This is a genomic window from Pseudomonas sp. AC239 (assembly GCF_979258545.1).
On record NZ_OZ409864.1, the window covers coordinates 5,001,836 to 5,027,700 of the forward strand.

Below are 25,865 nucleotides of genomic sequence, written 5' to 3' on the forward strand. Positions count from 1 at the left end.
TGAAAATCCGTTAGAGTGCTCGCTACTCCCCGTTAAAGCCTGTGAGAAAAATGACTCGTCCGCTGTTTGTCGCTCTGGATGGACCCAAAGGCGTCGGCAAAACCTCGCTGTTGGAGGCCATCACTGAAGTCCTGAGGGCGGACAAGCAAAAAGTCATCCGACTCTGCGAGAAAAAAAGCGACCCGTTCAGGGGCGAGACAATGCACTTGGTGAACCAACTCGTCCGCCATCCTGACCGGGATCTGGAACTGGAAGTTTGCCAACGCCTGGCTGATAGCCGCCGCTGGATTTCTCAACACGTGCTCACCAAACAACCCGCCGACAGCATCATCCTGATCGATCGCTGGTACCCGTCCGATGCGGCGTTTCGCCGGATAGTCCCGTTCGCTGAAATCCTGCAGTTGAACATTGACCGCAACGTCCAGGTGCCCGACCTGCATGTCGGGGTGATCACAGCGGCGCAGATTTCATGGGCGAGGGCAGGGGCACGCCGGCGCGGCTTGAGCAGTACGGTACTTCGCGGTCTTGAGGAGCATGTCGCTTGTACTGAGGCGTTTGAGGTGGCCGCTGCCGATCAGGGTTGGTTTTTGTGTCGGAATGAGGGGACGATCGAGGAGGCGACGGAGCGGGTAGTGGGGGAGATTGATCGGGTGATGAGCCGCCGATCTAGCCTCTCGATCTGACGCCTGAGCACACTTGCCAATCTGCACCACCGACGAGCGGCGCAAATATGACAAAGTATTTCACCACTAAGCGAGGTCAAGAGATTAGGTTTATTCAGAGGTTCCAAGATGAGATTTGCACGTTTTTGCCAGGCGCTTTCCAACTGGGCAGGTAGCCCGAAGACCTTTTTGACAGCGATCGTTTTGATCATTGCCTGGGCCGGAACAGGGCCGTACTTCCACTACAACGACACCTGGCAACTCATCATCAACACGTCCACCACGATCATTACGTTCCTGATGGTGTTCCTCATTCAAAACACCCAGAACCGCGACAACGACATTCTGCATCTGAAGATCGATGAGCTCATACGCGCCACCCATGAAGCCCAGAATGCCACGATGGGTCTGGAGAAAATGGAGGCGCGCGAGCTGAGAAAATTGCGGGATCGGTATCGTGCGTTGGGTGAATCGAGTGAGATTGATGTAGAGCCGATCCATGATGATGGGGCTCGTTAGGACTCGATTGCAGGTCTTTTTTCTGCCGCTATCCCCCAGGTGCGTGATTACATCGATTTGACTCGCCACCGCATCCTCAGCATGGGCACCTTTGTCGCGCGGCCCAGTGTTAATTGGACGAGACTTGACTACCGGTCAGCTTGCCCCTGACCGCTTCGAAACCGGCTGGCGCCAAGCGCTTGAACACCGCCTCCACAAAACGCTGCAGCATTCCCTGTTCTGGATCGCGGTAACCGTAGCGATTTCAGGCGGGGGCATCCAGCAGGTCAATCAGGCGCGGCTCGATGCTGTCGGGTTGTATGTCGAGAATTGCCAGCGTGACCGGCAATTTGAAACGCCGAGGGCCGGCGCTACCAGGGTTCACGTATAGACGATCGCCGCGCCATTCGATGCACGGTTTGTGAGAGTGGCCGGTGATGATGAGCTTTATCTCTGGATCCAGGTCGGCGGGGACGTCGGCGATGTCGTGGACAAGAAGGGTGTGCCAGCCGTTGATAGTGCAGGTCAGACGGTCGGGGAGGTCTCTGGCCCATGGGCTGCTGAGATCATTGTTGCCGCGCACGGCGTGGACGGGAGCAATTTTGGACAATTGGGCGAGGATGTCCGGGTTGCCGATGTCGCCGGCGTGGATGATCAGGTCACAGCCTTGGAGCGCGCCAATGGCTTCAACGCGAAGGAGATTGTGAGTGTCGGATATCAGAGCGGTTTTCAAGGGCAAATGCTCCGTAGATGTTTCGAGTGGGAGTGGCTGTTTTCAACCCAAAGCTGCCTTTTGCCAAGCAGTGATTCAGGGGTTTTAGTTCGTCATTATGGCTAGATCGAGAATAACGTCCTGGCGTTCAGCGGTGAGATCCAAGCCTGCCTTCACAGCCGAGTGACTGTCAGTTATGCGTAGTTCGCGCTTGTTAGCGCCCGGCTACCGAAGTATGTCGCGTGGTGACTTTTTCGCTGGCCACTCAAGACTCTGCGTCGATTTTCGATGCCCGTGGCCTGCAGGAAACGGCAGTACGATGTACGAACATTTTTGACATCCCTGTCTCTTTGCCATCGTCACAATCATGTGGGAAAAGGCTGATTTTTATTTCGCAGAATTTCTACATTTTGTTTGCCTCACCAGCAAAAAACGTGGTTATTATCTGCCGGCGCTTCGGGTCACAAACCCGGCGCCAGAAGATTGTCGTGCGTCCACAGACCCGGCAGTCGCAGCCGATCGGGACCACCCTGGCGCTGTCATCCCCGCGCAGGTTGCTCCTCGTCGTTGACCCTCAAAATGGAAGGCGAGGTTTCAATTGGTCACGCGGTTTGCAATCGTCGATGTATTGAATGGGGCGACGTCTGTCGCCAATGATTCGACCCACTTTCCAGTTGCCTGCGCCGACCGCGCGGCGGCGTTCTTCTCCAGCCTGTCTCCCCCCGAATCTCTGCGTGTGCCCGCGTTCAACGTGAGTCTGCGCGCGCGCGCCGTCCCATCCTCCTGAATTCGAATGACCGTGCCGGCATCTGATGCCGGGGCCTGACCGGCGGGGCATGTTCTGTCCCGGCCTGATCACAACAATAAAGTAGTCATGGACGGTACTCTCCGATGCTCGATAACACTTCCTTGCGTGGGACGAATCCAACGCAGCCCGACGTTTGCTCCTTGAAACCGTTCGATGCAGACCTGTGCGTGCACGGTCTGTTTGAGGCGCAGGTGCAGCGCAACCCTGATGCCATCGCCGCACGCTGGCAGCAGGAGACGCTCAGTTATCGTGAACTGAACACCCGCGCCAACCGGTTGGCCCATCACCTTCGCAAGCTCGGGGTCGGGCCGGACGTGCGAGTCGGACTGTGCCTGGAGCGCTCGTTGGAAATGCTGGTCGGCGTACTCGCGGTGCTCAAGGCCGGCGGCGCCTATGTGCCGCTGGACCCGTCTTATCCGCAGGCGCGGCTGGCGCACATGCTGGCCGACAGCGCACCGCCGGTGGTGCTGACCCATGGACAGGCGCGCGTTGTTTTGCGGGCGGCGCTCGAACAGTCGGCGACCACCCCCACTCTGCTGGATCTGGCCGACGCCCGCGATTGGGCTGCGCTTGCGGCTGACAACCCTGATCCTCACGCGATCGGCCTGACACCCCGTCACCTGGCTTACGTGATCTACACCTCCGGCTCCACCGGCACCCCGAAAGGCGTGATGGTCGAGCATCGCGGGCTGGTTGCGGTGAGTGGTGACTGGGCGCAACTCTATGAGTTGGGCGAGCCGATCAACCACCTGCAGATGGCCGGTTTTTCCTTCGACGTGTTCAGCGCCGACCTGATCCGTGCGCTGGGTTTTGGCGGCACGCTGGTGCTGTGTCCACGGGACACCCTGATGGACCCGCCGGCCCTGTATCGCTTGATACGTGACGCGCGCATCGGCTTTGCCGACTTCGTGCCGGCGCTGCTCAATCCACTGTTGGCGTGGGTCGAAGAGACCGGCCACGACCTGTCGTTCCTGCGCACCGTGGTCTGCGGCTCCGACATCTGGACCGCCCACAGCGCCCGGCAATTACGCAGGCTGTGCGGTGAGCAGGTGCAGATCGTCCAGGCCTATGGCGTCACCGAGGCGAGCATCGACAGCACCTGTTTTGAATTCACCGAAGGCAGCCAGATCGACGCGGTGTTGCCCGTCGGCCGGGCACTGCCCAATACCCGGATTTACCTGCTCGACGCTGACGGTACAGCGGTTGCCGAGGGGGCAGCCGGTGAACTGTACATCGGTGGCGTCGGCGTGGCGCGCGGTTATCTGAACCTGCCGCAACTGACCGCTGAGCGTTTCATCGACAGCCCGTTCGTGGCGGGCGAGCGTCTGTATCGCACCGGAGATCTGGCGCGTTACCGGGCCGACGGCCAATTGGAATTCCTCGGCCGCAACGATTCCCAGGCCAAATTGCGCGGGCTGCGTCTGGAGCTGGGGGAAATCGAAACCCGGCTCGCGGACATTCCGGGCGTGCGGGAAAGCGTGGTGTTGCTGCGTCAGGACAGGCCCGGTGAACCGCGTCTGGTGGCCTACTACTGCGAAAAACCAGACTCAGCGCTGAGCCCGCGCGCGCTGCGTGAACAGCTGCAAACCAGTCTGCCGGACTACATGGTGCCAACCGCCTTCGTGCGTCTCGATGCGTTGCCGCTGACCGCCAACGGCAAGGTCGATCGACCAAACCTGCCGGTGCCGGACATCGAGGCGTTCGAGCAGCAGGAGTATCAGGCACCACAAGGCCCGCTGGAAACAGCGCTCGCCGCAATCTGGGCCGACGTGCTCGGCGTCGAGCAGGTCGGGCGTCAGGATCAGTTCTTCGCCCTCGGCGGTCACTCGCTGCTGGTGATGCGCGTGCTGGCGCAGGTTCGTCATGCGCTGGGGCTGGAAGTGGCACCCTCGACGCTGTTTGCCGCGCCGGTTCTGGCTGAGTTCGCCGAACGGCTGCACGCCAGTCAGGCGGCGGCTCGCCCAGCCATCACAACCCTTGAACGCTCGGGCGCGCAAACGTTGTCGTCTGCTCAGCAGCGCCTGTGGTTTTTGGCGCAAATGGAGGGTGGCAACGCCGCCTATCACATGCCGTTGAACCTGCGTTTGCGCGGTTCGCTGGACGTGGCAGCACTCGAACGCAGCTTCAATCAACTGGTGGCGCGCCATGCGGCGCTACGCACGACGTTCATTGCCGTTGAAGGGGAAGGGCGACAATGGGTTTCGCCGCCTGCGCGCAGTATCCGGCTGACGGTGATTGACGTGCAGGGGAACGATGCGCAAAAACGCCTGAGCCGCTTGATCGACGAGGAGGGGGCCGTACCGTTCGATCTGAGCCGCGGCCCGCTGATGAGGGTCAGCCTGGTGCGGCTGGCGGCGGATGACCATGTGCTGTTGCTGACCCAGCACCACATCATCTCGGACGGCTGGTCGATGGGCGTGCTCACCCGCGAGCTCGGCCAACTGTACGCAGCGGCGTTGCAGGATCGCGACGATCCGCTGCCGCCATTGCCGGTGCAGTACGTGGATTACGCCGTGTGGCAAAAACAGTGGCTGTCCGGTGACGTTCTGGAGCAGCAAAGCCGCTACTGGCGTGAAACCCTCAGCGGCGCACCGGTGCTGCTGGCGCTGCCGACCGATCACAAGCGCCCGCCCGTGCAGGATTACCTCGGCGGCTTTGTTCCATTGGTCTTCGACGAAGCTTTGACCGCGCGATTGAAAGCCCTGGGCATGCAGCAAGGCACGACGCTGTTCATGACTCTGCTGGCCGGTTTTTCGCTGTTGTTGTCGCGCCTGTCGGGGCAAAGCGACGTGGTGATCGGCGTGCCGTCGGCCAACCGTCCGCAACAGGAACTGGAAGGGCTGATCGGTTTCTTCGTCAATACGTTGGCTCTGCGGATGACTCAATCGGGTACGCCGTCGGTGGCGCAATGGCTGCAACAGGCGCGGCGAGTGGCACTGGAGGCTCAGGAGCATCAGGACCTGCCGTTCGAGCAAGTGGTGGAATTGCTCAACCCGCCGCGCAGTCTGGCCCACAGTCCGCTGTTCCAGGTGCTGTTTGCCTGGGAACAGGATCAGGATTCCGATCTGCTGCTGACCGGGCTTGAGGTGACCCCGGTCGAGAGCAGCCATCACGTGGCCAAGTTCGACCTGCAACTGGCCCTCAGTGAGCGTGACGGGCGGATCGTCGGCGGTCTGGAATATGCTTCGGGCCTGTTCGAGCGCGGCACCGTCGAGCAGTTCGGCGAGTACCTGCGTCGGGTACTGACGCAGATGTTCGAGAATAGCGAGCAGTCGCTGGCGGGGATCAAGCTGCTGAGCGCCGAGCAACACCAGCAGATTGTTCATGACTGGAACCGCACCGCCTGGGAAACCGCGGCGCTACCCGGTTGCGTGGCGCGTTTCGAAAGCCTCGCCCGGCAAACACCCGACGCCGTGGCGTTGCTCGCCGACCGTGAGCAACTGAGCTACGGCGAACTGAATCGCGCCGCCAACCGCCTCGCGCGTTACCTGATCGAACAAGGCGTCGGCCCCGAGCATCGCGTCGGCCTGTGCCTGGAGCGTTCGCCGCAAATGGTTATCGGCCTGCTGGCGATCCTCAAGGCCGGTGCGGCGTATGTGCCATTCGATCCGGCTTACCCGAGCGAACGTCTGGCGTTCATGTTCAGTGATGCGGCGCCTACCTTGCTGCTGACGCAATCGAGCCTCATGGCCGGGCTACCGGCTAACGAGGCGAAAATCTGCTGCCTGGACACTGACGCATCGCATTGGGCGCAACACCCGACGGATGACCCGCAGGTCACGGTGAGCCCGGAACACCTCGGCTACGTGCTTTACACCTCCGGCTCCACCGGACGCCCCAAAGGCGTGGCCCACAGCCGTCGTGCGCTGGACAACCTGATCACCTGGCAACTCGATCAGGCCAGGGCGCCGCAGCGGGTGCTGCAATTCGCCTCGCTGAATTTCGACGTCTCGTTCCAGGAAATCTGCAGCACGCTGTGCCAGGGCGGCAGCTTGTTGCTGATGACCGAAGACAGTCGCAAGGACCTCGCCGTGCTACGCCCGACCCTGGTGGCCGAAGGCGTACAGCGGGCGTTCCTGCCGTTCGCCGTGTTGCAGCAACTCGCCGGCCTGACCGAGGCCGATGCACCGATGCCGGCCGGCGGCTGCGAGATCATCACCGCCGGTGAAGCCCTGCAAATCAATGACGAGCTGCGTGGCTTTGTCCGCGGACTCGGCGGCGCGCAGTTGCACAACCAGTACGGGCCGACCGAAACCCATGTGGTCAGCCAATTCAGCCTCGATTGCGACGCGGCCGAATCCTGGCCGGACGCGCCGCCCATTGGCCGCCCCATCGCCAATGCGCGGCTGTACGTGCTGGACGAATATCTGAATCCCGTGCCGATCGGCGTGGCAGGCGAGTTGTACATCGCTGGCGCTTGCCTGGCCCGTGGCTATCTGAACCGCCCGGACCTGACCGCCGAACGCTTCCTGCCGGACCCGTTCAGTGCCGAGCCGGGCGGGCGGATGTACCGCAGCGGCGACCTCGCGAAGTTCCAGGCCGACGGCAACGTGCAATACCTGGGACGCATCGACCAGCAGGTGAAATTGCGCGGTTTCCGCATCGAGCTCGGCGAGATCGACAGCCTGTTGCATCAACAACCCGGCGTACAGGAAGCCGCCGTGTTGCTGCGTGAGGACGTGGCCGGGGACAAGCGTCTGGTGGCCTATGTGGTCGGCACCGCGCGCCCTGAATGCCTGCGCGCCGAACTGCAACGCCAGTTGCCCGAACACATGATCCCGAGTGCCTGGGTTCGCCTGTCGCAATTGCCGCTGACCCGCAACGGCAAGCTCGACCGCCAGGCGCTGCCAGCGCCGGAACGCAGTGCCGGGGCGACTTACGAGGCGCCGCGCAATGACATTGAGCGTCAGATGGCCGGGATCTGGGCCGAAGTGCTCAAGTGCGAAAGGGTCGGCATCCACGACAACTTCTTCGACCTCGGCGGCCACTCGCTGCTGGCGACGCGGATGATCTACGCGATCAACCAGCGCATGGGCGCGCAACTGTCCCTGAGCAGCCTGTTCCAGACCCCGGTGTTGCTGGATCTGGCGGCGCAGGTGTCGCGTGAAGAGCAAAGCGTTGAACCGGCATTCATCCAGCTCGAGCCGGATCGCGGCAATCGACATGAACCGTTCCCTCTTACCGATATCCAGCAAGCCTACTGGTTCGGTCGCGAGGCCACGGTCAGTCTGGGCGGCGTCAGTGCCCACGGCTACGAAGAATTGCGCATTCGCGAATTCGACGCCGAGCGTTTCGAGCGTGCGCTGAACCGCATGATCCAGCGCCACGACATGCTGCGCGTGGTGTTCCTCAGCAACGGCACGCAACAGGTACTGGGGCAGGTGCCGACCTATCATATGCCGCGCAGCGACCTGCGCGGGTTGCCCGCTGATGTAGCGCAACGCACCCTTGAGGCGACCCGCGAACGCCAGTCCCACCAGGTACTGGACGCCAGTTGCTGGCCGCTGTTCGAGTTCAGCCTGTCGTTGCTCGACGACGGCATCACCCATTTGCATATCAGCCTCGACGCGCTGATCGTCGACGCGGCGAGCACGCAGATTCTCGCCCGCGAACTCATGGCGTTCTATGTCGATCCGACGCTGGAACTGGCGGAACCGGGCCTGACTTTCCGCGACTATGTGCTGGCCGAACAACAGCTGCGCGATGGCCGCCGCTACGAGCAGGCGCTGGGCTACTGGCGTGAGCGGGTGACCACTCTGGCCCCGGCGCCGGACCTGCCGTTGGTGCGCCAGCCGGAAAGCATCGCCAACCCGCACTTCACCCGCCGCGACCGCGACATGTCGGCGGCGCAGTGGACGCAGCTCAAAGCCGTGGCTAAACAGTTTGCCGTGACGCCGTCGGTGATGCTGCTGACCGCGTTCAGCGAAGTGCTGGCACTCTGGAGCCGCACGCCGCGTTTCACCCTGAGCCTGCCGCTGTTCAACCGCATGCCGCTTCATCCCGATGTAGACGAAATCATCGGCGACTTCACCTCGCTGGTGCTGCTGGAAGTCGGCATCGACGGCTCGCAGAGTTTCACCGATAAGGCCCGCGCGGTGCAGGCGCAACTGTGGCGCGATATCGACCATTCGGTGGTCAGCGGTGTGCGAGTACTGCGCGAATTGTCCCAGGCCCGGGGCGTGCAGCAGACGGCGATGCCGATCGTGTTCAACAGCACTCTGTCGGAAGCGGCGCCGGAACTGGCCGAGTTCAATCTCGCCGACGCGTTGAATGCCAGGCACATGCACAGCATCACCCAGACACCGCAGGTGTGGCTCGACCACACGTTGCTGGAGCTGGAAGGACGCCTGCTGTTCAACTGGGACAGCATCGACGAACTGTTCCCGCAAGGGATGATCGAGCAGATGTTCGTCGCCTATAACACGCTGCTCGACAGCCTGTGCGAGCCGGCAGCCTGGGGCGCAAACACGCCGCAATTGTTGCCGCAGGCACGCTTGCCGGCACCGGTCGACAACCAGCACACGCTGCCGTTGATGCACGACTTGTTCGAACGTCAGGCCCTCGCCACACCGGATGCACTGGCGGTGATCGGTGAGCGACAGCTGACGTACGCCCAGCTACGCAACGAGGCGCGGCAACTCGGCGCCCGTCTGCAAGCGCAAGGCGTGCTGCCGAACCGCTTGGTCGCGGTGGTGATGGAGCGTGGTTGGGAGCAAGTGGTCGCGACCCTGGCGATTCTGTATGCCGGCGGCGCTTATCTGCCCATCGAGCCGACTCAGCCGGCGGAACGGCTGCGCCATATTCTGGAGCGGGCCGAGGCGAGTCTGGCCCTGACCCAACCCGCGCTGCTCGACAAAATCGAATGGCCGGTGCAAGTCACGGCCATCGCGGTGACCGATGAAGTCTCATACGATGTACAGCCACTGCAACCGGTACAGGTGAACGAAAGCGACCTGGCTTACGTGATCTATACCTCGGGCTCCACCGGCCAGCCCAAAGGCGTGATGATCGATCATCGCGGTGCGGTCAATACCTTGCTCGACATCAACCGACGCTTTGCCGTCGGCCCGAACGACCGCGTATTGGCGATCTCGTCGCTGAGCTTCGACCTGTCGGTCTATGACTTCTTCGGCTCCCTCGCCGTGGGCGCGGCGGTGGTCATCCTGGAACCGCAACTGTCACTGGATCCGGCGCACTGGCTGGCGTTGATCGAACGTCACCAGGTCAGCGTGTGGAACTCGGTCCCGGCGCTGCTCGGCATGCTGGTCGAGTACGTCGAGGGCGAGGGCGGCGCGTTGCCCGCCAGCCTGCGGGTGGCGATGCTGTCCGGTGACTGGATTCCATTGACTCTGCCCGAGCGGGCCTGGGCCTTGCGGGCGGATTTGCAGTTGATCAGCCTGGGCGGTGCCACCGAAGCGTCGATCTGGTCGATCTGCTACCCGGTGCAGCATGTCGACCCGGCGTGGCGCAGCATTCCCTACGGCAAGGCTCTCGATCATCAGCGTTTCTACGTGCTGGATGAAACGCTGCAGGTGCGCCCGACCTGGGTCGCGGGGCAGCTGTACATCGGCGGTATCGGTCTGGCGAAAGGTTACTGGCGCGATGACAAGCTCAGCGCCGGCAGTTTCGTTGATCATCCACTGACCGGCGAGCGCCTGTATCGCACCGGCGACCTGGGGCGCTTGCTGCCGGACGGCAACATCGAATTCCTCGGCCGCGAAGACAATCAGGTCAAGGTTCAGGGTTATCGCATCGAGCTGGGCGAAATCGAAGCCGCGCTCAATCGCCATCCCGGCGTGCAGAGCGCGGTGGTGCGGATTCTGGGCAGCGCGCTGGGCGAGAAGCGTCTGGCGGGTTATGTGCTCAAGGCCGATCCGGCGTTGCAGGCCAACGATTTGAGCGCGTACTTGAGCGACAAACTGCCGGCCTACATGATTCCGCCGTCGTTCACCTTTGTTGAGGCGTGGCCGTTGTCGTCCAACGGCAAAGTCGACAAGAAACGCCTGCCGGAACCGGAGCAGATCGAGGAGCAAGGACCGGCGATCGAAGTCGATGGCCCGCAGGAGCAACGGCTGGTGGCGATCGTGCAGGACGTGCTCAAGCGCGGTTCCATTGCCGCCAACGCCAATCTGCTGAACCTCGGCGCAACGTCGATCGATATCGTCAGGATCAGCAACGCCTTGTCCGGCGCCTTGCAGTTCCGCCCGCACGTGGCGCAACTGCTGGCCCAACCGACGTTGCTGCATCTGCTTGGCATGTACCGCCAGAACCGGGCGCGACAGGATGTGCTCGGCAAGGTGCAGCAGGCCTCGGATCTCGTACAGGACATCATCGAAGATCCCCAGCAGCGGGCGAAGTTCAAGGCCGAACAGCGTGGACGCCGCGACTTCGCTCAGACCCTGCCGGCGCTGGCGCTGGACCTGCCGCAAGACCCGGTCTTCGCCCGACGGTTGAGCAATTACCGCTCGGTGCGTCAATACGATCGGCAACCGATCGCCACCCGGGCCTTCGCGCACGTACTGGCGGCGTTGGCCCAAGGGCAACTCGATGGCGAGGTGAAATACCAGTTCCCGTCGGCGGGCGGGCTGTACCCGATTCAGGCGTACCTCTACGTCAAGCCGGATCGCGTGCTCGGCGTGCCCGGCGGCGCGTATTACTACGATCCCCGCCAGCATCGTCTGCTGGCGCTCCAGAGCGGAGCGCTCGACCCGGACACCTATGACTATTTCGTCAACCGTCCGGTCTACGAGAACGCCGCGTTCTCGCTGTTCTTCATCGCCGACATGGCGGCGATTCGTCCGTTGTACGGCGAGCGCAGCCGCGACTTCTGCCACATCGAAAGCGGCGCCATGGCCCAGTTGCTGAGCATGACCGCCGTCGAGCAGGGCCTGGGCCTGTGCGGCATCGGCTCGGTCGAAGAACAGCAACTGACCACGCTGTTCGACCTCGGGCCGAGCCATGAATTGATCTACTCGATGATCGGCGGCCTGCGCACGGCCGATGAACGACACCGCGCGCCAGTCGAGGCGTTTGCCATCGAGCCTGTGACCGCCAGCCTGGACGATGAAGACATGGAGGAATTCGAAGTATGAATGCCGATCAATTGCTGGCGTTGTTCGCTCGCCATGGCGTGGTGCTCGAGGTTGACGGTGACAGGCTGCGCTGCAAGGCGCCGCGCGGTTTTCTCACCGAAGAACTGACCCAGGCGCTCAAGCGTCACAAACAGGAACTGATCGCCTTGCTCGGCGGGCAAGACGACGCGGTAATTCCCCGTCGAGCAAGTGCGCACGGGGCCTGGCCATTGTCGTTTTCGCAACGGCAACTGTGGTTTCTTGATCAACTGGAACCCGGCAACCCGTTCTACAACGTGCCGACGGCGGTAACGCTGAAAGGACAGTTGGACGTCGCGCAGCTGGAGCGGGCGCTCAACCAACTGGTGGCCCGCCACGAAGTCCTGCGCACGACGTTTTGCAGCGTGGACGGTGAACCGCGTCAGGTGGTGCATTCGTCGATGCCGCTGTCGTTGTCGGTGACGGATCTGCGCCAATTGCCTGCCGACGAGCGCGAGCAGCAAGTGCGAATCGCCGTCGAACAGGATGCCCGGGCGCCGTTCGATCTGGCCGCAGGCCCTTTGCTGCGGGCGTCGTTACTGCACGTGGCCGACGATGAATACCTGTGGCTGTACAGCGTGCATCACATCATCGCCGACGGCTGGTCGATGGGTGTGATCCTGCATGAAGTCGCCACGCTGTACGGCGATTATCTGCGTGGCGAAACCTCGACGCTTGCGCCGTTGCCGGTGCAATACGCCGACTACGCGTGCTGGCAGCAACAGCGGGTGGGTGGTGCGGCGCTGGACGCGCAGCTCGATTACTGGCGCCGCACCCTGGACGACGCGCCGCTGCTCTCGACCTTGCCCGCCGACCGGCCGCGGCCGCTGGTGCAGCGCTTTGTCGGGTCCACGTTCAGTACGTCCGTCGATGGCGGCACCTTGCGTGAACTCACCGCGCTGGCCCGGCAGACCCAGGGCACGCTGTTCAACGTGTTGCTGGGCGCATTGGCGGTGCTGCTGTGGCGCCACAGCGGTCAGCAGGATCTGTGCATCGGCACGCCGTTCGCCAATCGCAATCGCCCGGAAATCGAGCCGCTGATCGGTCACTTCGTCAATACGCTGGTGCTGCGTCAGCGCCTGAATCCGCAGCAGACCTTCGCTGAACTGCTGCGTGAGGTGCGGGGGCGGATGTTCGACGTCCACGCCCATCAGGACGTGCCGTTCGACCGCGTGGTCGAGGCCGTCAACCCGCCGCGCGATCCCGGTCACTCACCATTGTTCCAGGTGATGCTGGTGCTGCAGAACACCCCGGGCAACGCGGTGCAGATGCCCGCTCTGGAACTGGCGCCGTACGGCACCAGCAGTGCCACGGCCAAGTTCGATCTGGCATTCGAATGGGTCGAGCGGGCAGGGCGACTGGACTTGCTGGTGGAATACAACACCGACCTCTACGACGTTGCGACCATCGAACGCCTGAGCGGGCACTACCGCCACCTGCTCGAGCAGATCGCCGCCGACGCCAAGCAACCGATCAATGCGTTGCCGTTGATGAACGAGGCGGAGCGTCAGCAGATGCTGGTGGACTTCAACCGCGCCGCGCCACTGACGCAAGCGGCGCCCTGCGTGCATCAACTGGTCGAATCGCAGGCGGCGAGCAACCCTCAGGCCTGCGCAGTTGTGTTCGAGGATGAGTCGCTTGACTACGCCGAACTCAATGCCCGGGCCAACCGCCTGGCGCGGCACTTGCGCAACTTGGGCGTCGGCCCGGATGTGCGCGTGGCGGTGTGCATCGAGCGCTCGCTGGAGTTGCCGGTCGCGTTGCTGGCAGTGCTCAAGGCCGGCGGCGCCTACGTGCCGCTGGATCCGGACTATCCGCTGGGGCGCCTGAGCCATATGCTCGGTGACAGCACACCGGCGGTGCTGCTGACCCTCGGCTCGGCGCACGGTATCCTGCGCCAAGCCGTGCAAGGCTCGACTTGGGAAGCGCCGATTCTCGACCTCGAAAAAGATGCCGCGAGCTGGGCGTCATTGCCGGCGGACAATCTTGATCCGCGCCATGTCGGCGTCACCCCTGACCACCTCGCCTACGTGATCTACACCTCGGGCACCACCGGTTTGCCCAAGGGGGCGATGGTCGCCCACCGTGGCCTGAGCAACCTGCTGCTGTGGTGTTTGCAGGTCTGCGGCGAAGCGGGGGCGATGCTGCACAAGATTCCGTTCGGTTTCGATGCCTCGGCGTGGGAGACGTTCTGGCCGCTGGCAACTGGCGGGCGGCTGGTGATCGCGCGGCCCGGCGGGCATTACGAACCAGCGTATCTGGCGCGCGAGGTGCGCGAACGGAAGGTCAGGGCGCTGGTGTTCGTGCCGGCGATGCTACAGCTGTTTCTGGAGGTCGACGAGGTCAGCCAGTGTACGTCGCTGACTGACGTGTTCAGCGGCGGCGGTGAACTGCCACCGGCTCTGGCCCGGCGCTTTCAGGAGCGCCTGCCCCACGCGCGGTTGCACAACGTCTACGGCCCGACCGAAACCACGGTGATCAACAGCATCTGGACCCTGGAACCTGGCGCCGAGGTGCCGGCCCGGCAGCTGCCGATCGGCCGGCCGATTTCCAATAACCGTTTTTACGTGCTTGATGACCGCGACCAGCCGGTGCCGGTGGGCGTGACCGGGCATCTGCACATTGGCGGCGTGGGCGTGGCTCGCGGCTATCTGGGACTGAAGCAGCTCAGTGCCGAGCGCTTTATCGACAATCCGTTTGTGACAGGCGATCGGCTCTATCGCAGCGGCGATCTGGCGCGTTATCGCCCGGACGGTCAACTGGAATTTCTCGGTCGCAACGACTTTCAGGTCAAGTTGCGCGGCGTGCGTCTGGAACTGGGCGAGATCGAGGCCGGGCTCGAAGCGTTTCCCGGCATTCGCAGCGCCGTGGTGCTGATGGTCGGCGAAGCAGCGCAGGATCAGCGGCTGGTGGCCTGTTGCGTGGTGACCGAGACCGTGGACGAAGCAGCGGTGCACGCCCATCTGGCGACGACACTGCCCAGAGCGGTGATCCCCGGCAGCTACCTGTGGCTCGACGCGCTGCCACTGACCGCCAACGGCAAGGTCGACCGAACCGCGCTGACAGCGTTGGCGGATGAAGAGATGACCAACCGCCAAGTCAACCTGAGCAGCCCGCGCGATCACATCGAACTGGCGTTGTACCAGATCTGGAAAAGCCTGTTGCTGGCGCCGCAGATCGGCATCCGCGACAACTTTTTCAATGTCGGCGGCACCTCCATCGCCGCAATCAAAATGGCCCATGAAATCAGCCAGCAGTTCGCGGTCGAAGTGCCGGTGCGCGTGGTGCTCAGCTACCCGACCATCGAAGCGCTGGGCGGCTGGCTGCGGGTCGGGGCCAACCCGGCGCTGGCCCTGAGCAACCTGATCGAATTCCGACGCGGCAGCGGCCAGCACAACGTGGTGTGCATTCACCCGGCGGGCGGCACGGCGTTCTGCTACCTATCGCTGGCCAAGGTGCTGCCGGATACAACCGGCGTCTACGGCGTGCAATCGCCGGGGCTGAATCCGGGGGAGAGCACCGAGCCGACGGTCGAAGCGATGGCCGAGGCCTACTTGCGCCAGATTGAGCCGCTGACACAGCAACCGCTGATCCTCACCGGGTTGTCGTTCGGCGGCCTCGTAGCCTATGAAATGGCGCGACGGTTGACAGCGGCGGGGCGGCGTCAGGTGACGGTGGTGCTGCTTGACACCCAGGGTAGCGACGACCCCTGTTTCCGCGAGCAGATCAGCACCGTGGACATGGCTGAGTTTCGCGACAAACTGGTGCGCTTCAACGGCATGTACCCCGGCATCGAAGACGCCCAGGTCGAGCGCTATTTCAACATCTACAACCACAACCGGCTGGCCATGGCTGCTTATGAGTGCGCGCCGCGCGCCGGTCGTGTGGTGCTGATCCAGGCGCGGGAAGATTTCAGCCGCCATCAGTTGCATGAACTGCGCGGCTTCTGGCGTCGCCGCGCGGGCAGCGGCTATCTGGCGAAATTGGTCAGCGGCGGGCACTGGGACATGCTCGAAAGCGCGGAAATCCACCGGGTCTCGCAAATCATCCGTCGGGAGCTGCAACGCTTCGACGCGCAGGAGGCGAAATAATGAGTGCGTCCAATGACAGGCCGTTGCTCGCGCGATTTGCCGAGCAAGTGGCGCGCAATCCGCAAGCCCCGGCGGTAATCGATCAATCGGTCAGGCTGACTTACGCCCAACTGGCCAGCGCCAGCGAACGCATCGCCCGAGGGTTGCTGGCGCGCGGCGTCGAGCCCGGCCAGTCGCTGGCGCTGTGTACGCCGCGATGCTGGCAGTGGTTGGCGGCGATTATCGGCGCGTTGAAAGTTGGCGCGGTAGTGGTGCCGCTGGACCGGGCCAGCCCGCGCCAACGCCGGGAACTGATGCTGGCGGATGCGGCGTGTGTCGGCCTGATTACCCTGAATGAAGAATCGGTGTGGTCGCCTTCACTGTGGCAGACCAGCGTCGAGGCCTTGCTCGATCAGCCGGACGCTGCGCCGCAAACACTGGCCGACGATTTCGCCGAGGTAATGTTCCTGTTCTACACCTCGGGCACCACCGGCACGCCGAAAGCGGTTGAGGTTGGCGAGCGCGGCTTGCTGCGGCTGGCGTCCACCGACGGCTACATCGAGATTCGCCCGACGGACCGGTTTGCCTGCCTGTCCAACCCGGCATTCGATGCGTGCAGTTTCGAACTGTGGGCGCCGCTGCTCAACGGCGGTTGCTGCGTCCTGATCGCTGACGAGGACGTGCTGGATGCGCGTCGACTGGCCGAGGTGCTGGAGCGCACGCAGGTCGACAACCTGTTCATGACCGTGTCGCTGTTCAACACGATGATTGCCCAGTGGCCGTCGTGCTTTTCCAGCATGCGTCAGGTGCTGATCGGCGGTGAGCAGATCAGCGCTGCCGCCGTGCGCGGGTGGTACCGGGCCAATCCTGAGAGCCGCTGCCGGATCTTCAACGTCTACGGCCCCACCGAATGCACCACGTTTGCCCTGTGCTGGCCGATCAGCCGCGATTTTGCCGGTGACTCGGCGCCCATTGGCCGGCCGTTGCCGGATACCGGCGTGCAGGTGTTGGATGAGCAGCAACGCCCGGTGTCGGCAGGCGAGGTCGGCGAGCTGTATTTGAGTGGCAGCGGTGTCGCCCGTGGCTACCGCAACCGGCCCGAGGAAACCGCCCGCCAGTTCGTCCGTTTACCCGACCTCGACGGTGGCGCGCAGGTGCATTACCGCACCGGCGATCTGGTGCGGCGCAATGCCGAAGGCTTGATCGAGTACCTGGGGCGGGTCGACCGGCAGGTGAAGATCCGGGGTTTCCGGATCGAGCCGGGGGAGGTGGAGCAACGGATCCTGGAGCATCCGGGTGTGGCGCAGGTGTATGTCTGCACCCGGCGGCAGGCGGCGGAAGATCATCAGTTGCTGGCGTTCATCGTGCCTCGCCGGGCTCTGGACTATCACGCTTTCGAAAACCATCTGCGGGCACAACTGCCGCCTTACATGCGGCCTAACCAGCTGTTCCTGCTGGAGCGCCTGCCGTTGACGGCCAACGGCAAGATCGATCGTGATAGCTTGCTGGCCCAAGGTTCGAGTCCGTGGCACCCAGTCCTGACGACTACGGATAACCAAAACGCATCACCGGCGCTGGATTGGCTGCTGAGTCAGGCCCGTTCGCTGCTCAGCCAACCCGCTCTGAGTGCGCAGGACGATTGGCTGGGCTGTGGCGGCGACTCGCTCAAGGCGATGCGTCTGCGTTCGGCGATCCGTGTCCGCTGGCAGCGCGAAATCGCGATCGATACGTTGCTCAACGAGCCTTTCTCGTCATTGGCCGTACAGCTGAGCGGTGAAACGAACGGCGCGTCGATCTACCCACCCGCGCCTGCGATCAGTCGCGCAAAACGCTTACCGGCCACCGCCGAACAGCGCCGCCTGTGGCTGTTGCAACAACGCTCGCCGACCTCGACCGCCTACAGCGTGCCGCTGATTCTGAATCTGGCGCCAGGTGTCGAAGTCGCGGCATTGGCCGAGGCTTTGGGGCGTCTGGTGCAGCGTCATCCGGGGTTGCGCACGGCATTCGTGGCGGATGTCGATGGACTGGACCAGGTTATCGCCGAGCAGGGCTCGACCTGTCGCATCTTTGCGCTCGGGCAGTTCACCGAGGACAACTGGCAGGCCTTCGCCGACCTGGTGTTCGCCGCGCCGTTCGACCTGACCACCCCGAAGCTGTTTCAGGCTTGGCTGTTGCCGTTCGCCGATGGCAGCTGCCGGCTGTTGCTGAACCTGCATCACATCATCGTCGATGGTTGGTCTGTGAACCTGCTGTTCGATGACCTGGCGCAGCTTTACAGCGATGTCCTGCAAGGCCGCGACAGCCTGCAACCCGCGGCCCGTTTGACGACGCTGGAGTTTGGCCAGTGGCAGCGCCAGTGGAACGTTGATCCGCATTATCGTGACCAGCGCCGCGCCCTCGCCGAGTTGCATCGCCGTCAGGAAGAACCGCCGCCTGCATTGATGCCAATGCGCGAAATCAGCCCGGACGCCCGGTTGCACCGGGAGCCTTTGGGCACCCTGCGCAGCGCGGCCCTGGAACGCTTTTGCACCCAACAACGGCTGACCCGGTTCGAAGTGCTGTTCAGCGTCTTCGCCTGGAGCCTGTACGCCCTGACCGGGTGCGAACGGCCACGGATCGCCAGTCCGGTGTCCAACCGGCCATTGGCGGAGTTCGAAGACACGGTCGGCATGTTTGCCAACACCGTGCTGATTCCGACCGCCGTCGAGCAGGCATCGACCCTGGATGAACAGTTGCGCAAGCAGACCGCCACGGTGCGCGAGGTGCTGGCGTTGCAGGACGTGGCGCTGGCGGATCTGGTGGAAGACCTGCGGCTGTCCTCGAGCCCGTTACTGTTCGATTTCATGTTCGTGCTGGAGAACACCGATTACGCAGCGCTGGCCGATTCTAACCTGCACGCGACGCTGCAATTTAACGAGCACTTGCACGCCAAGTGCCCGCTGACGCTGTTGATGGTGGGCAGCGGGTCGCAACTGGAATGCTGGTGGGAATATCAGTGCAGCTACTTTGATGGCGAACAGATGCGCGCAGTGAATGCGCTGTTTCGCCGAGGCCTGGACCTGTTGTTGGAAACCCCGGCGGCCAACCTCAACGATTTGCTCGGTCCGTATCGACGTGGTTTGCCCCCGGCTAGTGAGGGCCCTCGGACTGCGCTGCCGTTCAACACACTGGCGGACGGGTTCGAGCATCAAGTGCATTGCACGCCGGAGGCGGTTGCGCTGGCTCAAGGCCAGCGGCGCCTTACCTACAGCGAACTGAATGCGCTGGCCGATGCGCTGACGGCAAACCTGATCGAGTGCCATCCGTTGCCCGTCGGGAACGCGCCGTTGCATGTCGTGCTGTTCCTCGATGCCTCGGTGGAACACATCGTCGCCTTGCTGGCCCTGGCCAAACTCAATCTGACGGCGGTGCCGCTGGATCCTGCCTATCCGGTGGCGATCCAGCGCCAGGTGCTGGAACAGGCGCAACCGCATTGCGTGCTGTTCAGCGATATGACGAAGTCAGCGCTAGATGACCTGAACGCCGGCCGATTCGCCACCCATCGGGTCGATCTGAGCGCCAATGCCGCAACGTTCGAACGTCGACGCCACGCCGGCGAACGGCCGCTGTACACGCTGTTCACCTCAGGATCGACCGGCACGCCCAAAGGTGTGCAAGTGTCGGAGCGCACCCTGTGCAACCTGCTGCAATGGCAGCGCACCGAAGGCCAGTTGCCGGCGAAAGCGGTAACCCTGCAGTTCTCGATGCTGTCGTTCGATGTGTCGTTTCAGGAGATTTTCAGCACCCTGTGCGGCGGCGGGTGCTATCACCTGATCACGCCGCGCTGGCGTCAGGACGCCGAGGCATTGCTGGAGTACATGGTCGAGGCGCGGATCGAGCGCCTGTTTCTACCGTACGTGGCCTTGCAGCATCTGGCGCAAACCGCCGTGGCCCGGGGCATTTACCCTACGGCGTTGCGCGAGGTGATCACGGCCGGCGAGCAACTGCTGTGCACCGATGCGCTGCGCAACTGGTTCGGCGGCATGCCGCACGCCTCGCTGTTCAACCATTACGGCCCGACCGAAACTCACGTGGTCAGCGCCTTGCGCCTGCCGTCCGTGGCGCGGAACTGGTCGTTGCGCGCGCCGATCGGCCATGCCGTTGGCAATGCGCGGCTGTTGCTGGTCGATGAGCATGACCGCCCGGTGCCCACCGGCTGCCATGGCTACCTGCTGGTGGCCGGACCAATGGTTGCCCGGTGCTACCTGGCTGATCCAGTGTTGAACGCTGCGCGGTTTGTCGAGCTGGCAGACGGCCGTTTGTACTACCGCACCGGCGATCTGGCGTGGGCCGATGCCCACGGCTGCCTGCATTATCTGGGACGTGACGATCAGCAGATCAAACTCAGCGGCCATCGTTTGGAACTGGGTCAGATCGAGTCGGCGCTGATGCAGGTGCCGGAAGTGGTCAACGCGGTGGTGGCGGTGCAGGCCGATCCGCCACGGCTGATCGCCTGGCTGCAGCTCGAGGGCGAACCTGCGACATCCGGTGAGCTGGATCGTCAGGTCGCGCAACTGCTGCCGGCCCATGTGCGAATCGATGAATACCGGCGGATCGACCTCTGGCCACGCACGCCGAGCGGCAAGATCGACCGCAAGGCCTTGCCGAATGTTGGCGAGGCCCTGGAGCGGCGCAGCACGCCAACACCGGTTGTTCAATTGACCGCGCTGGAACGGCAACTCAGCGAGTTGTTCCAGGCCGTGATCGGACGGGACATCGAACCGGAGCAGACCTTCTTCGAGGCCGGCGCCACCAGCCTCGGCTTGATGCGTTTGCATGGCCGTTACGCCGAAGAGCTGCCGCACAAGGTGACAATGGCCGACCTGTTCGAATACGTCACGGTGCGACGTCTGGCGGCGCATCTGTCGACCGCGCCGGTGGACGTGGCCGAGCGTGGACGGCAGACCGATGCAGGCCATCAGCCGATGGCGATCATCGGCATGTCGGTCAATGTGGCCGGGGCGCAGAACCTGTCCGAGTTCTGGGCAATGGTGCAAGGCAATCGGCTGGGCATTGAGCACTTTGCCGCTGACGAGGGGCTGGTCGGCGCCCGCAGTCAACTCGCGGGCATGCTCGATTTCGATGCTGAGTACTTCGGCATCAGCCGCCAGGAAGCGCGCCTGATGGACCCGCAACAGCGGCATCTGCTGATGGCGTGCGTTCAGGCCCTGCAACACGCGGCCATCGTCCCGTCGGCGAATGGCCCGCGCATCGGCCTGATCGCCAGTTGCGGCGAAACCACTTACTTCCAGCAAATGCTGCGTGAAACCGCAGACGACGATTTGCCCGACGGCTTCCAGCTGGCGCTGCATCACGACAAGGATTTTCTGGCGACCAAAGCCGCGTATCACCTGGACCTGAACGGCCCGGCCCTGAGCGTGCAGGCTGCTTGCGGCAGCTCGCTGATCGCCGTGCACCTGGCCAGTTCGATGCTGCGTCAGGGCGACAGCGACGTGATGCTCGCGGCCGGAGTGCTGATCGACCCGACGCTGACCGAGGGCTACCGGCACCGCTCGCAGCACATTTTCTCCGCCGACGGTTTGTGTCGTCCGTTCAGCGACGACGCCAGCGGCACCCTTGGCGCCAGCGGCTACGGCGTAGTGGTGCTCAAACCGCTGGCCAAGGCGCGGGCCGATGGCGACCGGATTTACGCGCTGGTCGAGGGATCGGCGTTGAACAACGATGGCCGGGCCAAGATGAGTTACACCGCGCCGTCGGTGGCGGGGCAGAGCGCGGTCATCCGCGATGCCTTGAGCCGTGCCGGGTTAACCGGCGCTGACATCGGCTACGTAGAGGCCCACGGCACCGGCACCTTGCTCGGCGATCCGATCGAGGTCGCGGCGTTAACCAAGGCGTTCGGCGATGCGCCGGCCGGTCAATGCGCGCTGGCCTCGGTGAAAAGCCAGATCGGTCATCTGGGTGCGGCGGCGGGCGTGGTCGGGCTGATTCGCGCCAGCCTCGCGGTGTTCCATGGCGTACTGCCACCGAACCTGGGTTTTGGCCAGATCAACCCGCAGATCGATCTTGAGCATTCGCCGTTCTATGTGCCGACCACGTCCCGGCCATGGCCGCAAGGGCGGCGGCGACTGGCCGGTGTCAGCAGTTTCGGAATCGGCGGGACCAACGCGCACGTCATCGTTGGTGTTGCACCTACGGCGCAGGAAACTGTTGAGGAAACGTTGCCGCTGCTGATGATTTCAGCGCACAGCCGGGCGGAGTTGCTGCGCGATATCGCGGCGATTCGCGAATACCTGCACGCGAACCCGGAACAGCAGACCGCGTTGCTACGGCACTTGCAGTCAGGTCGCCGGCAGTTGCGCTGGCGCTTCGCGAGAGTGTGCCGGCCGGGTGACGACATTCCCTTGCAGCCGACAGCGATCAAGGAAATCGCGGCCTCGGGCGCGTCGTTGATCGCCGGTGATCAATCGCCGCAGGAGCTGCTGGAAGCTTGGTACGAAGGCGCGAACATCCAGTGGCCACAACGCTCGGCACCGCCGCCCTGGGATTTGCCGCCGTCGACATTCGATCTTCAGCCGTATCGTTTCCAGCCACCTGTAGCGGTTCAACCTGATGCGCCAACCCTTGAGCGACAACCGCTGGCGGACTGGTTCCACCAGCGACAGTGGGTGCGCACCCGGCGCCTGAGCGCGACAGCGACGGCCGAATCCCGTGAGGTGCTGATTCTGTGCAGCCATGACGCGCCCGAATCGACATTGCTGGCCAGCCTCAACGCCGTGTATCGACGCGTGATTCAAGTGCGCACCGGCAACGGTTTCAAACGCCTGAGCACAGACAGTTTCGAGCTTGATCCGCTGGACACTGAGGCCCTGAGCCGTTTGCTCGCTGAGGTCGCAGGACCTGCACTCGGCGAGCTCGACTGGCTGCATGCCTTGCCACTGGCGGTGTCAGGTGCAGTCAACGAGCAATCGCTGGATCTGGCGCAGTGGGCCTGTCTGGACACGGTCAGTGCGCTGATGCAGGCCTGGGGGCAAACCCCGCGCACGACCCGTCTGCGGTTGTGGTTGATGTCGTGGCAGGCATGCCCGGTGGACGGCGAGGTTCAACGGCCCGAACTGGCAGCGCTGGCCGGCATCACTGAAGTGGTGCCGCAGGAATACCCGGTGCGTTGCCATTGGCTGGACTGGCCGTCTTCACGCCTCGGAGCGCACGCGGGCGAGTTGGCAGCGTTGTGTGTCGATCCGGTCTCATTGCCTCGGCGAATGGCGGTGCGCGATGGTTATCTCTGGCAGCCACGTCTAATGCCTCAGCCATTGACCGGCCCAGCAACGACATCAGGGCTTCTGCCGGAAGACGGTACATTCCTGGTACTGGGCGGCAGCGGCGGGATCGGCCGGACCTTGTGCGAACACCTGCTGCAGGCACCTGCACGCCGGGTGGTGCTGCTCTCGCGTCAGGGGCAATTGCCGGCGTCTCTGGCGGCTTACGCTTTGCGGATCGACTGCATCAAAGCAGACATCGCTGACCTGCCGCGCTGGCCGCAGGTACTCGATCAACTGGCCGTTCGTTACGGTCGTGTGAGCGGGGTGATTCATGCAGCGGGCGTCGGTGCAGGCACCCTGATTCGTCACCGCGATGCTCGGCAAATGGCCGAGGCCATGGCCGCCAAGACCCGCGGCATGCTCGCGGTCGAGGCCTTGATCGAGCACCTGACGCCGGATTTTGTCCTGTACTGCTCGTCGATGTCAGCGCTGTTTGGCGGCGCGGGGCATCTGGACTACGCAGCGGCCAGCGGGGTGCTCGACGGCTTCACCCACTATCGCCCGAACGCGACCGACGCGTGCCTGCGCCTGGAGATCAACTGGGACATCTGGCGCGACATCGGCATGGCCACCACCAGCAACAGCGCAGACACCGCGCACCTGGAGCATCTGACGGTTGGTCTGTCCGCCGAAGAGGGCTGTCGGGTATTCGATCTGGCAATGGCGACGCAGTTGCCGCAGCTACTGATCTCCACCACCGGCATCGACACGGCGCGGCGGTTCTATCCGGTTCGCCATGGTGCCGTGGCCGCAGTGGTCGAGGCACCGAAGGGCATGGATCTGTCGACGCGCCTGCGTGAGTGTTTGTGCAAGTGGCTCGGTGTGGCCGAGCTGGAGGACGACGATTCACTGTACGACCTGGGCGCGGATTCGCTGACGCTGCTCGACCTGATCGACGAACTGCAAGCGGCCACTGGTGAGGTATTCCAGCTGTCGCAATTCAGCCACAAGGTCAGCCTGAGCGAAGTGCTCGGGATGGTGTCGACCGCCACGGTTGAAGAGGCGCCCCTCGCTGCACCGCACGACTGGCACGACGCGGTGCGGATTGATCAATGGCATGCCGGTGCCGGCCGCGATTGGCTGTACCTGATCCACCCGGTGGGCGGCGATGTTCAGGCCTATCGAGAACTGGTGTCGGCATTGCCGGCGGAGTTGGGCGTGTGCGTGATCGCCGACCCGGCGCTGCGTGTGCCGCAGTTGCCGAACATCAGCGTGGACGAACGTGCACGCCGGTATCGGGCGGCGATCAAGGCCCACCTTCCGCACGGCAGCACTTGGCGCCTGGCAGGCTGGTCATTTGGTGCATGGGTGGCGCAGGCGCTGTGTTATCAGGCCCAGGCTGACGGATTCAGGCAACCGTTGTTATACCTGATCGACCCGCCCGCGCCGGATGCCGGTGCGGAACTGGCCGGCATCGACGAACAGACGATCGAGCAGGTGTTCCAACGCGAGTTCGCGCAGCGCTGGCCGGAGGTTGAAGGGCAGGGCATGGCCGAGGAACGTCAGGCGTATCTGCAACGGCTGACGGTGTGCTGTCGCAACAACATGACCAGCATGCTCGACTTCCAGCCGCCGGCGCTTGCGAACACGGCGGTGCGGCTGTTCATCGCCGGGCAGGCCAATCCTTACGGGCTGGGCAACGCCTGGAACCCGGACGACCTGCAACGTAATTGGCAGGCCTTGCTGCCGCAGTTGCGCAGCTGGCAAACCCTCGACACCGATCACTACGGCATCGTGGCGGGCCGCTGGGCGCGGTTGCTGGCCGAGGCGATCGGTACGGATGAGCCTGCGCCATGAATGATCCGATCGCGATGCCGCGATGGTGGCTGGCCTTGACCAAGGTGTTGTGCGAAGCCGATTCGAACGCGGCCTTGCGCTTGAGGCAGCTGCGGGGTCAGGTGCCGTTCCAGCTGTTTCATCTCTGGCAGGCCGACGTGGTCATGCCGATGCTCTGCGAAGCCTTGCCGGAACATCAGCAGGCGCTGCTCGTGTTGCAAAGCCTGCATCAGCGGGCGGCGCTCGGCGTGATCGGGCGTCAGGGCGAGTGGCGGGCCACGCTCAAACCGGTGTTGCTGGCGCTGTACCGCAAGGCCTACGCCTACGACGCGGCGTACGCCAAGGCCCACGCCAGTGCGATGACCTACGGCCGCGCACCGGCCAACAGCGCCACGATTTCCGAGCACTTCGGCGGTGCCGAGGCGTTCGCCGGGTATTACGCACAACTCAATACCGAGGCCGCTGCCACCGCGTTTGCCCAGGCTCATGCCAGCGCCAACGCCGAAGTGTCGGCCCGGGCCTTTGCGGACGACGATGCAGACACCTGCGCTCAGGTCTGCGGGGCGTCCGTGCGGGTTTACGTCGGGGCCTGCGCTTCGAGCGACGAACAGCGACATGCCGTATTCAACCATCTCGCCGCCGGGCTCGACCGGAGTCTGGCCACGCTGCAATCCCGTTCAACAGGAGAACGACATGAATGACGCACACCTGCAATTCGATGTGGTGATCAACGCCCAGGGTCAGTATTCCCTGTGGCCGGCGGGCAAGCCGATGGCCAGCGGCTGGAACGAGGCGGGGATGCGTGGCGAACGCCAGGTCTGCCTGGATTACATCAACGAACACTGGATCGACATGCGCCCGCGTTCGCTGCACGAGCAATCATCGGTGTCGTTCCAATAAAAAAGGTGAG

At 63.6% G+C, this 25,865-nt stretch carries 8 protein-coding genes; 7 read left to right on the forward strand and 1 reads right to left on the reverse strand.

Annotated features, from left to right (window positions below):
- Positions 1 to 50 precede the first annotated feature (50 nt).
- Positions 51 to 683, forward strand: a complete 633-nt coding sequence (locus ACZ0AZ_RS22815; protein WP_463572245.1) for a dTMP kinase — start codon at positions 51 to 53, stop codon at positions 681 to 683.
- A gap of 108 nt (positions 684 to 791) precedes the next feature.
- Complete coding sequence (locus ACZ0AZ_RS22820) at positions 792 to 1,181, forward strand: low affinity iron permease family protein (protein ID WP_463538200.1); 390 nt, start codon at positions 792 to 794, stop codon at positions 1,179 to 1,181.
- Between the two features lie 244 nt (positions 1,182 to 1,425).
- On the opposite strand, the gene ACZ0AZ_RS22825 is transcribed toward ACZ0AZ_RS22820, so the two are convergent.
- A complete protein-coding gene (locus ACZ0AZ_RS22825; RefSeq protein WP_129999318.1) occupies positions 1,426 to 1,893 on the reverse strand; it encodes a metallophosphoesterase family protein in 468 nt (155 codons plus the stop codon).
- Positions 1,894 to 2,763: 870 nt separating this feature from the next.
- Between ACZ0AZ_RS22825 and ACZ0AZ_RS22830 the strand changes: the two genes are divergently transcribed.
- From ACZ0AZ_RS22830 to ACZ0AZ_RS22850, 5 genes are read left to right on the forward strand one after another with little or no spacing between them, the layout of a single operon-like run.
- The gene (locus ACZ0AZ_RS22830; RefSeq protein WP_463538201.1) at positions 2,764 to 11,772 is read left to right on the forward strand and encodes a non-ribosomal peptide synthetase; all 9,009 of its coding nucleotides are present in this window, start codon (positions 2,764 to 2,766) and stop codon (positions 11,770 to 11,772) included.
- Entirely contained in the window at positions 11,769 to 15,881 is a 4,113-nt protein-coding gene (locus ACZ0AZ_RS22835; protein ID WP_463570659.1) for a non-ribosomal peptide synthetase, read from the forward strand. The genes ACZ0AZ_RS22830 and ACZ0AZ_RS22835 overlap by 4 nt, the downstream gene beginning before the upstream one ends.
- Positions 15,881 to 24,976, forward strand: a complete 9,096-nt coding sequence (locus tag ACZ0AZ_RS22840) for a hybrid non-ribosomal peptide synthetase/type I polyketide synthase (protein WP_463538202.1) — start codon at positions 15,881 to 15,883, stop codon at positions 24,974 to 24,976. Before ACZ0AZ_RS22835 ends, ACZ0AZ_RS22840 begins: the two co-directional genes overlap by 1 nt.
- Entirely contained in the window at positions 24,973 to 25,656 is a 684-nt protein-coding gene (locus ACZ0AZ_RS22845) for a hypothetical protein (protein ID WP_463538203.1), read from the forward strand. Before ACZ0AZ_RS22840 ends, ACZ0AZ_RS22845 begins: the two co-directional genes overlap by 4 nt.
- Positions 25,649 to 25,855, forward strand: coding sequence for an MbtH family protein (locus ACZ0AZ_RS22850; protein ID WP_039762895.1), 207 nt, complete (start codon positions 25,649 to 25,651; stop codon positions 25,853 to 25,855). Before ACZ0AZ_RS22845 ends, ACZ0AZ_RS22850 begins: the two co-directional genes overlap by 8 nt.
- Positions 25,856 to 25,865: the final 10 nt, after the last annotated feature.

Excerpts from the sequence above, each read along its gene's own strand:
- ACZ0AZ_RS22815 (WP_463572245.1), top strand. The coding sequence starts at position 51 with ATGACTCGTCCGCTGTTTGTCGCTCTGGATGGACCCAAAGGCGTCGGC.
- ACZ0AZ_RS22820 (WP_463538200.1), top strand. The coding sequence starts at position 792 with ATGAGATTTGCACGTTTTTGCCAGGCGCTTTCCAACTGGGCAGGTAGC.
- ACZ0AZ_RS22830 (WP_463538201.1), top strand. The coding sequence starts at position 2,764 with ATGCTCGATAACACTTCCTTGCGTGGGACGAATCCAACGCAGCCCGAC.
- ACZ0AZ_RS22835 (WP_463570659.1), top strand. The coding sequence starts at position 11,769 with ATGAATGCCGATCAATTGCTGGCGTTGTTCGCTCGCCATGGCGTGGTG.
- ACZ0AZ_RS22840 (WP_463538202.1), top strand. The coding sequence starts at position 15,881 with ATGAGTGCGTCCAATGACAGGCCGTTGCTCGCGCGATTTGCCGAGCAA.
- ACZ0AZ_RS22845 (WP_463538203.1), top strand. The coding sequence starts at position 24,973 with ATGAATGATCCGATCGCGATGCCGCGATGGTGGCTGGCCTTGACCAAG.
- ACZ0AZ_RS22850 (WP_039762895.1), top strand. The coding sequence starts at position 25,649 with ATGAATGACGCACACCTGCAATTCGATGTGGTGATCAACGCCCAGGGT.